This is a genomic window from Burkholderia sp. SIMBA_062, from assembly GCF_046534765.1.
Classification (GTDB): Bacteria; Pseudomonadota; Gammaproteobacteria; order Burkholderiales; family Burkholderiaceae; genus Burkholderia; species Burkholderia ambifaria.
In genome coordinates this window covers 144358-157857 of the sequence record NZ_JAWRYD010000001.1, presented here as the reverse complement: position 1 = coordinate 157857, position 13500 = coordinate 144358, and the positions used below count along the sequence as shown (strand labels likewise).

Genomic DNA, 13500 nt, shown 5'->3' with positions numbered 1-13500 from the left:
ACTTTCCGGTTAGCTCTTCATCTGCGTGACGGTCTGCAGCATCTGGTCGGACGTCGTCACGGCCTTGCTGTTGATCTCGTACGCGCGCTGCGTCTGAATCATGTTGACGAGCTCCTGCACGACGTTCACGTTCGATGCCTCGACGTAACCCTGGTTGAGCACGCCCGCGCCGTTCAGGCCCGGTTGCGCCACGTTCGGCGCGCCCGACGAGGTGGTTTCGGCGAACAGGTTCTCGCCCTTCGCCTCGAGGCCGGCCGGGTTGATGAAGGTGGCGATCTGCAGCGAGCCGATCTGCACCGCGTTGCTCGAGCCCGGCTGCGTGACCGACACGACGCCGTCCTTGCCGATCGTCAGCGACTGCGCGTTCTGCGGCACCGTGATCGCCGGCAGGATCTGATAGCCGCTCGACGTGACGAGCTGGCCCTGCGCGTTGGTCTGGAATGAGCCGTCGCGCGTGTACGCATTCGTGCCGTCCGGCATCAGCACCTGGAAGAAGCCCGCGCCGTTGATCGCGACGTCCTTCGAGTTGCCCGTCTGCGTGAGGCCGCCCTGCGTGTACAGGCGCTCGGTCGCGACCTGCTGCACGCCGGTGCCGAGCTGCAGGCCCGACGGCAGTTCGGTCTGCTGCGTCGAGTTCGCGCCCGGCTGGCGGATGGTCTGGTACAGCAGATCCTCGAACACCGCGCGCGACGCCTTGAAGCCGTTGGTGCTGGTGTTCGCGAGGTTGTTCGAGATCACGTCCATCTGCGCCTGCTGCGCATTCATGCCGGTGGCGGCAATGTAGAGCGATCGGTTCATGTTGAATCTTCTCCTGGTAGCGAGGGCCGTGCCGCTCAGCTGAAGTTGAGCAGCTGGTTGGCCGACTGCTCGTTCTGGTCGGCCGTCTGGATCAGCTTCGACTGCAGCTGGAACGCCCGTGCGTTGTCGATCATCGCAACCATCGCGGTCACCGGATTCACGTTGCTGCCTTCGAGCGAATTCGGCGTGACGACCACGCTCGGGTCGCTGTCGGCCGGATTGCCGTCGGCGGTGCGGAACAGCCCGTCGTTGCCGCGCGCGAGCGTGGCCGGATCGGGGTTCACGAGCTTCATCTGGTCGACGATCGCGACCGCCGTCGGCGGATCGCCCGGCATCAGCGCGGACACCGTGCCGTCCTTGCCGATCGTCACTTCCGCGTTCGGCGGCACCGAGATCGGGCCGCCGTTGCCGATCACCGGCAGGTTGCTCGCGTTGACGAGCTGGCCGTTTTCATCGACGTGCAGGTTGCCGGCGCGCGTGTACGCCTCGCTGCCGTCGGCCGTTTGCACCGCCAGCCAGCCGGCGCCCTGCACGGCGACGTCGAGCGGGTTGCCGGTGCGCGTGATCGGACCCGGCGCGTAGTCCGCGCCGGGCGTCGACGCGAGCACGTAGGTGCGCGTCGTCGTCGGGTCGCTCGTGCTGCCGTCGCCGAAATTCATCGGCACCGCGCGATAGGTCGCGAGCTGCGCGCGAAAACCCGTCGTCGACGCGTTCGCGAGGTTGTTCGCGACCACCGCCTGCTGGTCGAGCGACTGCGACGCGCCCGTCATCGCCGTATAGATCAGTCGGTCCATGGCTGCCGGTTATCCGCGCGTTACAGGTTGATGAGCGTCTGGTCGACGGTCTGCTGCGTCTTGATCGTCTGCGCGTTCGCCTGGTAGTTGCGCTGCGCGGTGATCAGGTTGACGAGCTGCGACGTCAGGTCGACGTTCGAGTTCTCGAGCGCGCTGCCCTGCAGCGTGCCGTGGTTGGTGCTGCCCGGCGCCGAAATCTGCGGCACGCCCGACGCGGCCGTTTCCGCGTACTGGTTGCCGCCGAGGTTGACGAGGCCGTTCGGGTTGTTGAAGTTCGCGATCGCGATCTGGCCGAGCACCGCCGTCTGGCCGTTCGAGTAGTTGCCGGTCAGCTTGCCGTCCGAGCCGATCGAGAAGGTCGTCAGCGTGCCGCTCGCGTAGCCGTCCTGTGCGAGGTTGTTCACGCCGTCCTTGCCGCCGTACTGCGTGGTGCCGGTCAGGTCGAGCGTGAGCGGCTGCGGCGTCGTCGAGCCGTCGGTGGTCGGCACGGTGAACTGGAACTGGCCGACCGACGCGGTCGGCACGGCCGGCGTGCCCGTCGTCGTGGTCTTGATCGCGCCCGACGAATCGAACGTGACCGTGCCGAGGTCGGTCGTGGCGCCGCCCTGCACGCCCGCATACGCCTCCCACGTGCCCGCCGCCGATTTCACGAAGTACATGTTGACCGCCTGCGAGCCGCCGAGCGAGTCGTACACCTGCACCGACGTCGAATAGTTGTACGTCGAGGTGTCGGTCGCGTCGAACGGTGCCTTGGTCGGCACCTTGTCCTGCGAGTTCAGGTTGAACTGGCCGGTGATCTTGGTCGTCGCGGTCGGCGAGATGTTGGTCGTCGGCGCCTGCAGCGGCACGGTCTGCGCGGTGTTCACCACGCCGTTCTTGTCGGACAGATAGCCCATCAGGTTCAGGCCCTGCGCGTTGACGATGTAGCCGTTCTTGTCGCGCTGGAACGTGCCGTCGCGCGAGTACGTCGTCACGCCGTTGTTCGACATCTGGAAGAAGCCGTTGCCGTTGATCGCGACGTCGAGCGACGAGTTCGTCGTGTTGATCGTGCCCTGGCCGAACTGCTGCTGTACCGACGCGAGCGCCGTCCCGATCCCGATCTGCGTGTTGACCGACGTCGCGATCGAGTTCGCGTACATGTCGGAGAACTGCGCGGTGCTCGACTTGAAGCCGACCGTGTTCGCGTTCGCGATGTTGTTGCCGATCACGTCGAGCGCGTTCGATGCGCCGGCGAGGCCGCTCAAACCCTGTTGATAACCCATTTCGGTCTCCGTTTTCGAGAAAGCTGGATCAGTTGGTGGTGGTGGCGTCGGAGGACGACGACGATGCGGTGTTCGGGAAGATCGACGCGACCTGGGTGAGCCCCACCGTCGTGCCGTTCGACAGCACGAGCCCCGCCGTGCCGTCCGCCTGCTTGATCACGCTCTGTACCTGCGCGGCCGCGAGCACGGTCGGCGCATACGTCTTGCCGTCGCTGCCCGTGTACTGCGCGCTCACGGTGTACTTGCCGTCCGGCAGCGCGTTGCCCGCCGCATCGGTCGGCGTCCAGTTGAACGGCACCGTGCCGGCCGACTGCTTGCCCGCGTTGATCGTGTTGACGACGGCGCCCGAGCTGTTCTTCACGGTGATCGTCAGGTTCGACACGTCGTTCGCGAGCGATACGCCGAACGGCGACGCCGCGCCGCTCTTCACCGCGACGCCGTTGCCCGGCGCGAGCACGTTCGTGCCGATCAGCAGCGCGGCCTGCGTCTGCTGGCCCGCCGCAAGCTGCGTCGACAGCGACGTGAGCGACGTGTTCAGCTGCGCGATGCCGCTCACCGTGTTGATCTGCGCGAGCTGCGACGTCATCTGCGAACTGTCGACGGGGCTCGTCGGATCCTGGTTCTGCAGCTGCGTGACGAGCAGCTTCAGGAACGTCGCCTGCAGGTCGCTCGCCGACGTGCCGGTCGTCGACACTTTGTTGGTGTTCATCGTGTCGGTCGGCAGGGTCGACACGTTGGTGCCGTTGCTGCCGATCGTCGTGCTGGTGGATGTCATCCTGAATGGCCTTGTGTCGGAACTGTCGGGTCTGGGGTCTCGGTGTCGAAGCTCGCCCGGCGCGGCTTACGAGCCGATCGTCAGCGTCTTGAGCATCAGCGTCTTCGCGGTGTTCAGCGTCTCGACGTTGGCCTGGTACGAGCGCGACGCCGAGATCATGTTCACCATCTCCTGCACCGGATCGACGTTCGGCATCTGCACGTAGCCGTTCGCGTCGGCGGACGGGTTCGCCGGGTCGTAGGTCGACTTCATCGGCGACGGATCGTCCATCACCTTCGTCACGCGCACGCCGCCCACGCCCTGGCCGGACGCGGTGCGCGCGCCGCCCATCGGGTCGGTCGCGAACACGACCTGCTTGGCCTTGTACGGCTTGCCGTCGGGGCCGGTCGCGCTGTCGGCGTTCGCGAGGTTCGACGCGGTGACGTTCAGGCGCTGCGATTGCGCGGACAGCGCCGAACCGGCGACGCCGAAGATGTTCATCAACGAGGGCATGAGGGCTCCTTGTTCGGGTACGGAAGCGCCGCGCGCTTACGAGTTCGTCGAGATCGCGGCGATCATCGCCTTGATCTGCTGGGTCATCACGGTCATCCCGGTTTCGTAGTGCAGCGCGTTGTTCGCGAACTGCACGCGCTCGACGTCGAGATCGACCGTGTTGCCGTCGAGCGACGGCTGCAGCGGCATCCGGTACTGCGAACGACCGTAGTCGTCGGCCGGGCCGCCCGTCGGAATCAGCTTCGCCGCGCCGGCCATGTGGCCCGGCGCCGTCGACACCATCGTCATCCCGCTCGCCACGCCGGCTGGCTGCGCCATCGGCAGTTGCGCGGCGTTGCTCGGCGCGAGGCCGCCGTGGGTCTGCTTCAGCGAGCGCGCGAGGGTCGACGCGAAATCGACGTCGCGGGCCTGGTAGCCCGGCGTGTCGGCGTTCGCGATGTTCGACGACAGCAGTTCCTGCCGATAGGCGCGCACGTCGAGCGCCTGGCGGCCGAACGCGAATTCGGCATCGAGTTTGTCCAGCATGTGTGCGTCTCTCCGTATGAAGCGCTGCACGCCCGTTGCGCCGGATGGCGACCCAAGGGGCTTTTTTCCATGACAGCGATGGTAGGCGTCGCGCGCAACCGGCAATCGGGCGAATAACGCGGCAAAGGCCCCCTCTATTCATCGTTTGCGCGACGGCCCCGCTCCCTAGAATGCGAATCGGATCAACGGTTTCGAGGACACGGCGATGACAGGCAGCGCACTTCGCGGAAACGACGGACGCCGGACGCGCGTGCCGCGTGCGTTCGCGCTCGCCGCGGCGCTGTGGCTCGCGGTGCCGGTTGCGCACGCGGACGACGGGATGATCGTGATCCCCGGACGCGGCGAGACGGCCGAGACCGCGCTCGCGCATGCGAATGCGGCGAGCGGTGGGCAGTTGGGCGGGAATGCGGGAACGGCGTCGGGAGCGGGCATGGCGTCGGGAGCTGGCATGACGTCGGGCGCGGGCATGGCGTCGGTCGCGGGAACGGCGTCGGGCGCGGGGACGGCGCCGGGCACGGGCATGGCGTCGGGAGCTGGCATGACGTCGGGCGCGGGCATGGCGTCGGTCGCGGGAACAGCGTCGGTCGCGGGAACGGCGTCGGGCACGGGCATAGCGTCGGTCGCGGGAACGGCGTCGGGCACAAGCACGAGCATGGCGATGGCGGGCGGTGCCGGCGGCACTGCCGCGGCCGGCTACGCGGCGCAGCCGGCGGGCTCGATGGTCGTGACGAGCGTCCCGCCGCCGGCCGCCGTGCCGGCGCCCGCACCGCGCCCCGTCTACGCGGCCGCACGCATGAACACCATGAGCACCGGTTACGGCGCCCCGCGCGCCGCCGATCCGGGCGCCGTCGCGACCGTCGTCGCCGGTACGGCCGACCCCGCGTCGAATCCCGCGCGTGCGGCTGCCGCCCCGCGCGTCGCGGCAGCCCGCCCGCTGCCGGCCGCGCCGGCCCCGCGCGCGCCGACGGCAGCCACCGCGGCCCAGGCAGCCGCCGCGCCCCAGCCGGCGACGCCTCCGGGCCAGCAGGACCCCGACGCGATCCGGCGCACGGCCCTCGCTTTCCTGCAGCAGCAGGTCGCCGGCCTGCCGGGCAAGACCACCGCGACCGTCGCGGCCGCGTTTCCGCGCGGGCTCGCCGCGTGCACGACGCTCGAGCCGTTCCTGCCGACCGGTGCGCGCCTGTGGGGCCGCACGACGGTCGGCGTGCGCTGCGCGGGCGAACGGCCGTGGACGGTCTACCTGCAGGCGAAGGTTGCCGTGCAGGCCACCTATTACGTCGCCGCGCGGCAGATCGCGCCCGGCGAGCCGCTCACCGCGGCCGACCTCGTCGCGCGCGACGGCGACCTGACGGTGCTGCCGCTCGCGGTGATCACCGATCCCGCGCAGGCGGTCGGCGCGACCGCGCTGGCCCGGATCTCGGCGGGGCTGCCGCTGCGCCAGGACATGCTCAAGAGCGCCGCGTCGGTGTCGGCCGGCCAGACGGTGCGGGTCGTCGCGGCCGGGCCCGGCTTCACGATCTCGGCCGAGGGCAGCGCGCTCGCGAATGCGGCGCCGGGCCAGTCGATACGGGTCAGGATGGCCGCGGGGCAGATCGTCACGGCGATCGTCAAGGACGCCGGGACCGTGGAAATTCCGCTGTAGGGGCGGATCCCGCCGCAAGATTGCAAAGAATTGTTTATTCGGAGAATTTCAGGTTCACGATGCTAAAGTTCGGGCCGACCCGGCCGTTATCTGGGTCATACCGTACAGGAAACCCATCGTGAAGATCGATTCCACTCCGAAACCGAGCCCCCTCGCGTCGACCGGCAACGGCGCGACCCGCGCGCAATCCGGCGCGGCTTCGTCGTCGTCCGCGCAGGCTGCCGACGCAGGATCGACCGGCGGCGACACGACCGTGAACCTGTCGGGTCTGTCGGGCCAGCTGCGTTCGCCGTCGGCCTCGGGCAGCGCCGACATCGACACGGCCCTCGTCCAGTCGATCAAGGACGCGCTGAACGACGGCACGCTGACGATCGACGTGAACAAGATCGCCGACGGCGTATTGAATACCGCCCGCGACCTGCTGCAACAGCAGCGCTCGCAGGGCAACTGAGCCGGCCCGGGGCCCGTCACGCCCTGACCGGTCCCCTGGTTTGCCGGCATGCGCCACCGCGTGCCGGCGCGACGAGCATGACGCGATGAGAGAAGAGCTGCTGGCCACGGTCAACGACGAACACGCGACGGTCGAAGCGTTCGCGTCTCTGCTCGCCTACGAGGAAAAGGCGCTCACGACACCGGAGCCGCTCGACATGCTGCCCGGCATCGTCGAGAAGAAGAGCGTGCTGATCGACCGGCTCGCGCAGCTCGAGCGCACGCGCGACACGCAGTTGTCCGCGCTCGGCTTTCCGGCCGGCAAGAAAGGCATGGATCAGGCCGCCGAGCGCGATGCACGCCTCGCCGGCCGCTGGCAACTGCTGCTGCAGGCCGCCGAACGCGCGCGCCAGGCCAATGCGACCAACGGGATGCTGATCCGGATCCGGATGGACTACAACGAGCGCGCGCTCGCGGTGCTGCGCTCGGCCCCCGCGCCGGCCGGCGTCTACGGGCCCGACGGGCGCGTGTCGGCGCTGATGCGCTGAAGCGCCGACGTACCGATCACGCCGACGTACCGGTCACTGCGGCGCACCGACGTACCGACGTACCGATCACGCCGACGCTCCGACGTACCGATCCCGCCACCGCTCCGACGTACCGATCACGCCCGCGCTCCGACACACCGGCCGCGCGCGCCCTTCCCGCCTTACAGCAGCGGACACGCGGTGACCTGCGTGCCGCGTTCCACGCAAAGCCGTTCGTAGTCGCGCAGGTACGCGCGCTCGTCGTCGTCCAGCAGCTCGACGTCGATCAGGTCCCAGTCATAGCCGACGGTGACGATGTTCTCGAACGCGACGGTGTCCGATGCGTCGTCGTCCGCGCGCACGATCACGATATTCTCGATCCGCACGCCGCCCTTGCCCGGCACGTAGATGCCCGGCTCGACCGAAATCACCGCATTCGGCACCAGCCCGTACTTCGCGCCCGGCGCGAACCGCACGCCGCCCTCGTGGACGTGGATCCCCACGCCATGCCCGGTGCCGTGACCGAAATCGTAGCCGTGGTCGCGGCACACCTGCCGTACCGCCGCATCGACGTCGCCGCCCGTCGCCGTCTTCGGAAAGCGCGTGACGAGCCCCTTGATGCAGGCCTTCAGCGCGACCGTATAGATCTCGCGCTGCCACGGCTGCGCGACCGTTTCCGGCCGCGTGCGACGCAGCACGACCCGTGTGCAGTCCGTCGCGAAACCGGCGTCGTAATACGCGCCGCTGTCGAGCAGCACGAGTTCGCCCTCCGTCAGCTCGACCTCGGCGCTCGCCGCCGTGTAGTGCGCGAACGCGCTGTTCGCGCCGTTCGCCGCGATCGACGGGAACGTCAGCGCGACCGCCGAGCGGGCGCCGTACGCGTCGTTGATCGTGCGGGCCAGGTCGTATTCGGTATGGCGCCGCCCCGGCTCGCCGGCCTTCGCCCAGCGCATCGTTTCGGCGATCGCCGCCGAACTGCGCGCGAACGCGTCGCGGAACTGCTCGAGCACGGCCGGCGTCTTGCTGGCGCGCATCGCCTCGACCGGGTTGAAATCGGCGTGGCGCGCCTGCGGCCACACGCGGCGCACCGATTCGACCAGCGCACAGTTGACCGATTCGAAGCCGTAGCACACGTGGTCGACCGCGCATGATGCGAGGAAGCGCTCGAGTTCGGCGAAGTCGCGCCGGATCACGCGCAGCGCCGGATACGACGTCAGCTCGACCGGGCACCGGTCGCAGCCTTCCGGCAGGAACAGCGCGACCTGCGCGCCGACCGCGAACAGGAAGCCCAGGTGCGACGACACGTTCGGGATGTGATAGCCGCGGCTGTTCAGCAGGTACGCGAGATCGTCCGACGCACACGTGAAGAACGCGGTCTTGCCGGGCGCGGCGCCGGTGTGCGCGGCGAGCCGGCGGTTCAGCGCGTCGACGTTCTGCGCGACGCTCGCGCCGGTCATCGTGTCGGGCAGCTCGAAGATCGGCCGCTCGACCACCCAGCCCGGCAGCGCGATCGCGCGGTCGATCTCGCGCTCGACGAGACTCGTCCAGTCGAACGACGCGGGCTGCGTCTGCTCGATCAGCCGGTCGCGCTGCGCGACGCTGATCCGCAGCGCGTCGTAGCCGACCCGCGCGAGCCGGCTCGCGTGCGCGACCAGCCAGTCGGCCAGCGCCTGCCAGATGGTGACGTTCATGCCGAGCTTCTCGATCCGCACGTGCGCCGGGTCGCACTGCTGTTCGGCCTGCAGGTGATAGCGGCCGTCGACGAACAGCACGAACGGCGGCACGCCGAGCGCCTGCGCGGTCGCCGCGCTCAGGAAGATCCCGCAGCCGGCCGAGCCGTCGAAGCCCGACAGCGCGTAGCGCGGGTTGTTGCTGCGCGGCAGGTATTCGGTGATGTATTCGTCCTGCGACGTGACGACCACGGCGTCGAGCCGCAGCGCATCGAGCACGCGCGACAGGCCGCGCTGCGTGTCGGCGACGCATGCGTCATACGAGGGAAGGCCGGAGAAGCTGTATTTCAGTCGATCGATCATCGGATACCCGCTCTTGATTGTTGTCGGCGGCCGGCGGTGTCACGCGGCATCGCGCACGCCTGACGCGGCGCGCCGCCCGTGCGCGGACGGCGCGCGGCGCCACGGGCAGCCGGGCCGCTGCGCCGCTCCGGCGGCCGGTCTCGGGGAAAATTTTTGTCTCACTTAACTTTGTTTGATGCGTGCGACAGAATCTAGAGCACGCGGAAATTGAGGTCAAGCCAAAATTTTCGTAGGGCTAAAATTACCGGCACGGCGCGCGAGGGCGGCGCGGCCATGCGCGGCGTGGCGCCGTGCGGGCGCCACCGCGCGGTACAATGCGCCGGCATCGCCGTCCCGACGGCCGTGCTTCGTGCGCTTCGCGGAACGCAACGTCCCGGCGACTGCACCGCCCCTCCGCTCGCCTCCCGACTCGTTGTCACGAAAGAGATTCATGGATTCAGACCTCATGCGTATCGGCCAGCGCATCCGGCGCCTGCGCCGCGAAGCGAAGAAGACGCTGCTGGAAGTCGCGACCGAGGCGAACCTGTCGATCGGATTCCTGTCGCAGGTCGAGCGTCATCTCACCGGTATCTCGCTGTCGTCGCTCGTCAACGTCGCGAAGGCGCTGAACGTGCCGCTCGGCACGCTGATCGAGCAGCCGCGCCAGGCGCAGCCCGACTCGCGGGCCGGCCGCCGCGAACCGTATGCGGTCGACGCCGCGTCGCAATGGTACGAGCGGCTGTCGACCACCTTCGACGGCAGCCAGATCCACGCGCTCAAGGTCCGGATGATGGAGGGCTATCGCTCGGAATGGGTCGCGCATGGCGGCGACGAGTTCGTGTACGTGTTGACCGGCCGCGTCTGCTACACGATTGGCAAGAAGGATTACCCGCTGTCGCCCGGCGACTCGCTGCACTTCGACGCGCGCAAGCGCCATCGCGTCGCGAATGTCGGCGACGGGCCGGCCGAACTGATCGCGGTCGGCACGCTGCCGCTCTTCGACGACAGTTGCGCAGAATTCGGGTCCGCGGCGATGGGAATCAGGCCGCCGGCGCGCGATGCCGGCCCGACGCCCGGCGAGCCGCGCGTGAGCCGCCGCGAACCGGCGCGGAAACGCGAACAAGGGCATGACGCGAACGCGGCTCCGCCTGCCGACCTGCCGGCCCGCGTGCCGGCCAACCCGGCTGCCGGCAAGCCGCGCACGGCCGCAGGCAAACGTCCGGCCGCCGCCACCCCGGCCCGCCGCGCCACCGCCCGCACGAAGCAATGACGGCTGGCGGCCGGGCGACGCACCGCGCCGTCCGGTGCTTCCGCGCTATTCGCCGATCGCCAGCGCCTGCTTGACGGCCTCGACCCGTGCGCGATGCACGGCGTCCTTGATCTGCATCACATCGTCGCCGGCCCCGCGCGCGATCGCGCCCGCGTCGACGCTGCGCGCCGCCACCAGCGCCACGCGCAGCCGCTCGGCCTGCGGATACGGCTGCGTGTCGAGCCCCAGCCGGCCGCGGGCATCCGCTTCGCACGCCTGCAGCATCTCCGCGAAGCGCCCCGGCTTGCGCAGCGCATCGCTGCGCTCGAAGAACCGCACCAGCGCGGCCGCGCCCATTTCCATCACGCGATGCAGGTTGCCGTGCTCGCGCGCGACCACCAGCGCGAGATCGCGGCATTCGTTCGGCACGCGCAGCCGCTCGCACAACGGCTTGATGAGGTCGACGCCGCGGCCTTCGTGGCCGACGTGGCGCGGCAGCACGTCGGCGGGCGTCGTCGCCTTGCCGAGATCGTGCGTGAGCGCCGCGAAGCGCACCGGCAGCGAGTAGCCCTGTTTCGCCGCGTAGTCGACGACCATCATCACGTGCACGCCCGTGTCGACTTCCGGGTGGTAGTCGGCACGCTGCGGCACGCCCCACAGCGCGTCGACCTCGGGCAGGACACGCGCAAGCGCGCCGCATTCGCGCAGCACCGCGAACATCCGCGACGGCTTCGCCTCCATCAGCCCGCGCGCGATTTCCTGCCACACGCGTTCGGCCACCAGCGCGTCCGCTTCGCCGGCATCGACCATGCGCCGCATCAGCGCGAGCGTGTCGTCCGCGACCGTGAAATCCGCGAAGCGCGCGGCAAAACGCGCGATCCGCAGGATCCGCACCGGATCCTCGACGAACGCGTCGCCCACGTGCCGGAACACGCGTGCACGCAGGTCGGCCTGTCCGTCGAACGGATCGATCACCGGCCCGACCAGCGCGCCTTCCGGGCTCACTTCGCGCGCCATCGCGTTGATCGTCAGGTCGCGCCGCGCGAGATCCTCGTCGAGCGTCACGTCCGGCGCGAAGTAGAACTGGAAGCCGTGATAGCCGGCCGCCGTCTTGCGCTCGGTGCGCGCGAGCGCGTATTCCTCCTGCGTGTCCGGATGCAGGAACACCGGGAAATCCTTGCCGACCGGCCGGAAGCCCTGGGCAACCATCTGCTCGGGCGTCGCGCCCACCACCACGTAGTCGCGGTCCTGCACCGGCACGCCGAGCAATTCGTCGCGGATCGCTCCGCCTACTGCGTAGATGTTCATCGTGTCGGTTCGTATTCGGCAATCACGTTGGTTTCGCGGCGCGCGGCGTCGATCCAGCGCTGCACGGCCGGCAGCACGGTCACGCGCGCGGCATACCCGGCCGCCTCCGGCGACAGCGCCGGCGCATACGTGTTGAAGCGCATCACGACCGGCGCATACATCGCATCGGCAATCCCGAATTCACCGAACAGGAACGGCCCGCCCGATGCCTCGATGCACCCGCTCCACAGCGCGTCGATGCGCGCGACGTCGGCCAGCGCATCGGGCGTCGCACCGCGCCCCGGCATCGACGCGCGCACGTTCATTCCCATCTGCGTGCGCAGCGCGGCGAAGCCCGAGTGCATCTCGGCCGAGATGCAGCGTGCGTGGGCGCGCTGCAGCGGATCGGCCGGCCACATCGGAAATTGCGGATAGCGCTCGGCGAGCGTCTCGGCGATCGCGAGCGAATCCCAGATCGCGGTGCCGTGATCGTCGATCAGGCACGGCACCTTGCCGGTCGGCGAATATTCGCGGATGCGCGCGGCCGTGTCGTCGCGGCGCAGCTCGATCGCGATCTCGTCGAACGGGATCCCGAAATGCGCGAGCAGCAGCCACGGCCGCATCGACCACGACGAGTAATTCTTGTCTCCAATGACGAGTTTCATGGCGGTGTTCCGAAAGGCGCGAAAGTGAATGACGGAAAGCGGCGGCCCGCGACGCCTAGCGGCGCGAGCGGAACCAGTCGAAGCGGGAGCGCTGCGCGCCGTCGCCGAGATACGCGGGCGCGATGCTCTCGAGACTCGCGGGCGACAGCCCGAGTTCCGGCGCGAGCGGCCCTGACAGCACATTGGGCACCGACATCGACGCGAGATTGTCGCGCGTGATCACCGGCTCGCCGGGCAGGCATTCGAACACGCGCGCCTGCAACTGCGCGAGCGCGTCGGGCAGCCGCACGATGCGTGCCTGCCGGCCGACCAGCGTGCCGCAATAGCGCACCAGCTGCTCGAGCGTGTAGACGGTCGGACCGCCGAGCTCGTAGGTTTTGCCGTGCGCGGCCGTGAGATCGAGCGTGTTGACGAACGCGCTCACGACGTCGCCGACGAACACCGGCTGGAAGCGCGCGTCGGGCATCGCGAGCGGCAGCACGGGCAGCGTGCGCTGCAGGTTCGCGAATGTATTGAGGAATGAGTCGCCGGGGCCGAACACGACCGACGGGCGGAAGATCGTCAGCGCGAGCGAATCGGTCGCCGCGACCGCGTGCAGCGCGGCCTCGCCGTCGCCTTTCGAGCGCTGGTACATGCTCGCGCCGTGCGAATCGGCGCCGAGCGCGCTCATGTGCAGAACGCGCCGCACGCCGACTTCGACGCAGGCGGCGGCCAGCGCGGCCGGCAGCGCGACGTGCGCGCGCTCGAAGCCGGGCCCGTATGGCGTGCCGCGGCCGCCGTGCAGCACGCCGACGAGATTGATGGCCGCATGCGCGCCGGCGACGAACCGGGCCAGCGTGCGCGTGTCGAGCGCGTCGAGTTCGACGATCTCGACCGGCAGCATCTGCAGGTGGCGCGCGTGCTCGCGCCGCCGCGTGCCGATCCTCACCTGCTTGCCGGCGTCGATCAGCGCATTGACGAGCCGGCTGCCGATGAAGCCGGTGCCGCCCAGCAGCGCGACGGTCTGGCTATCCATGGTCGATCCTCCAACGGGCGGTTCACGC

14 protein-coding genes are annotated in these 13500 nt (G+C 69.3%); 4 read left to right on the top strand and 10 right to left on the bottom strand.

Features of this window, described 5'->3' with window-relative positions; translation table 11 throughout:
• Positions 1 to 9: 9 nt before the first annotated feature.
• From flgG to flgB, 6 genes are all read right to left on the bottom strand, one after another.
• Entirely contained in the window at positions 10 to 798 is a 789-nt protein-coding gene (flgG, locus tag SB786_RS00760) for a flagellar basal-body rod protein FlgG (protein WP_006755141.1), read from the bottom strand.
• Between the two features lie 35 nt (positions 799 to 833).
• Positions 834 to 1592, bottom strand: a complete 759-nt coding sequence (flgF, locus tag SB786_RS00755) for a flagellar basal-body rod protein FlgF (RefSeq protein WP_006761836.1) — start codon at positions 1590 to 1592, stop codon at positions 834 to 836.
• A gap of 20 nt (positions 1593 to 1612) precedes the next feature.
• Entirely contained in the window at positions 1613 to 2854 is a 1242-nt protein-coding gene (gene flgE / locus SB786_RS00750; RefSeq protein ID WP_410725738.1) for a flagellar hook protein FlgE, read from the bottom strand.
• A 28-nt stretch (positions 2855 to 2882) separates the two neighbouring features.
• A complete protein-coding gene (locus tag SB786_RS00745) occupies positions 2883 to 3629 on the bottom strand; it encodes a flagellar hook assembly protein FlgD (RefSeq protein ID WP_006761834.1) in 747 nt (248 codons plus the stop codon).
• A gap of 66 nt (positions 3630 to 3695) precedes the next feature.
• The gene (gene flgC / locus SB786_RS00740; RefSeq protein WP_006755137.1) at positions 3696 to 4121 is read right to left on the bottom strand and encodes a flagellar basal body rod protein FlgC; all 426 of its coding nucleotides are present in this window, start codon (positions 4119 to 4121) and stop codon (positions 3696 to 3698) included.
• A 36-nt stretch (positions 4122 to 4157) separates the two neighbouring features.
• On the bottom strand, positions 4158 to 4646 hold the full coding sequence (flgB, locus tag SB786_RS00735; protein WP_006755136.1) for a flagellar basal body rod protein FlgB: 489 nt from the start codon (positions 4644 to 4646) through the stop codon (positions 4158 to 4160).
• A 205-nt stretch (positions 4647 to 4851) separates the two neighbouring features.
• On the opposite strand from flgB, the gene flgA reads away from it, so the two are divergent.
• The 3 genes from flgA to SB786_RS00720 all read left to right on the top strand — a co-directional run bounded on the left by flgA (position 4852) and on the right by SB786_RS00720 (position 7265).
• Positions 4852 to 6288, top strand: a complete 1437-nt coding sequence (flgA, locus tag SB786_RS00730; RefSeq protein ID WP_410725737.1) for a flagellar basal body P-ring formation chaperone FlgA — start codon at positions 4852 to 4854, stop codon at positions 6286 to 6288.
• 118 nt (positions 6289 to 6406) lie between these two features.
• Positions 6407 to 6739: a flagellar biosynthesis anti-sigma factor FlgM gene (flgM, locus tag SB786_RS00725; protein WP_410725736.1), complete on the top strand. Its 333-nt coding sequence runs from the start codon at positions 6407 to 6409 to the stop codon at positions 6737 to 6739.
• A gap of 85 nt (positions 6740 to 6824) precedes the next feature.
• Positions 6825 to 7265 carry a flagella synthesis protein FlgN gene (locus SB786_RS00720; protein WP_006755733.1) on the top strand — a complete coding sequence of 147 codons (441 nt, stop codon included), beginning with the start codon at positions 6825 to 6827 and terminating at the stop codon, positions 7263 to 7265.
• Between the two features lie 161 nt (positions 7266 to 7426).
• On the opposite strand, the gene SB786_RS00715 is transcribed toward SB786_RS00720, so the two are convergent.
• Entirely contained in the window at positions 7427 to 9277 is a 1851-nt protein-coding gene (locus tag SB786_RS00715; protein WP_410725735.1) for a M24 family metallopeptidase, read from the bottom strand.
• A 430-nt stretch (positions 9278 to 9707) separates the two neighbouring features.
• Here SB786_RS00715 and SB786_RS00710 point away from each other — a divergent pair, with 430 nt between their 5' ends.
• Positions 9708 to 10526 carry a helix-turn-helix domain-containing protein gene (locus SB786_RS00710; protein WP_410725734.1) on the top strand — a complete coding sequence of 273 codons (819 nt, stop codon included), beginning with the start codon at positions 9708 to 9710 and terminating at the stop codon, positions 10524 to 10526.
• Positions 10527 to 10571: 45 nt separating this feature from the next.
• Here SB786_RS00710 and SB786_RS00705 read toward each other — a convergent pair whose 3' ends face one another.
• From SB786_RS00705 to SB786_RS00695, 3 genes are read right to left on the bottom strand one after another with little or no spacing between them, the layout of a single operon-like run.
• Positions 10572 to 11813, bottom strand: coding sequence for a multifunctional CCA addition/repair protein (locus tag SB786_RS00705; RefSeq protein ID WP_410725733.1), 1242 nt, complete (start codon positions 11811 to 11813; stop codon positions 10572 to 10574).
• Positions 11810 to 12457, bottom strand: a complete 648-nt coding sequence (locus tag SB786_RS00700) for a glutathione S-transferase family protein (protein WP_410725732.1) — start codon at positions 12455 to 12457, stop codon at positions 11810 to 11812. Before SB786_RS00700 ends, SB786_RS00705 begins: the two co-directional genes overlap by 4 nt.
• A gap of 55 nt (positions 12458 to 12512) precedes the next feature.
• Positions 12513 to 13472 carry a complex I NDUFA9 subunit family protein gene (locus tag SB786_RS00695; RefSeq protein ID WP_410725731.1) on the bottom strand — a complete coding sequence of 320 codons (960 nt, stop codon included), beginning with the start codon at positions 13470 to 13472 and terminating at the stop codon, positions 12513 to 12515.
• Between the last annotated feature and the right edge of the window lie 28 nt (positions 13473 to 13500).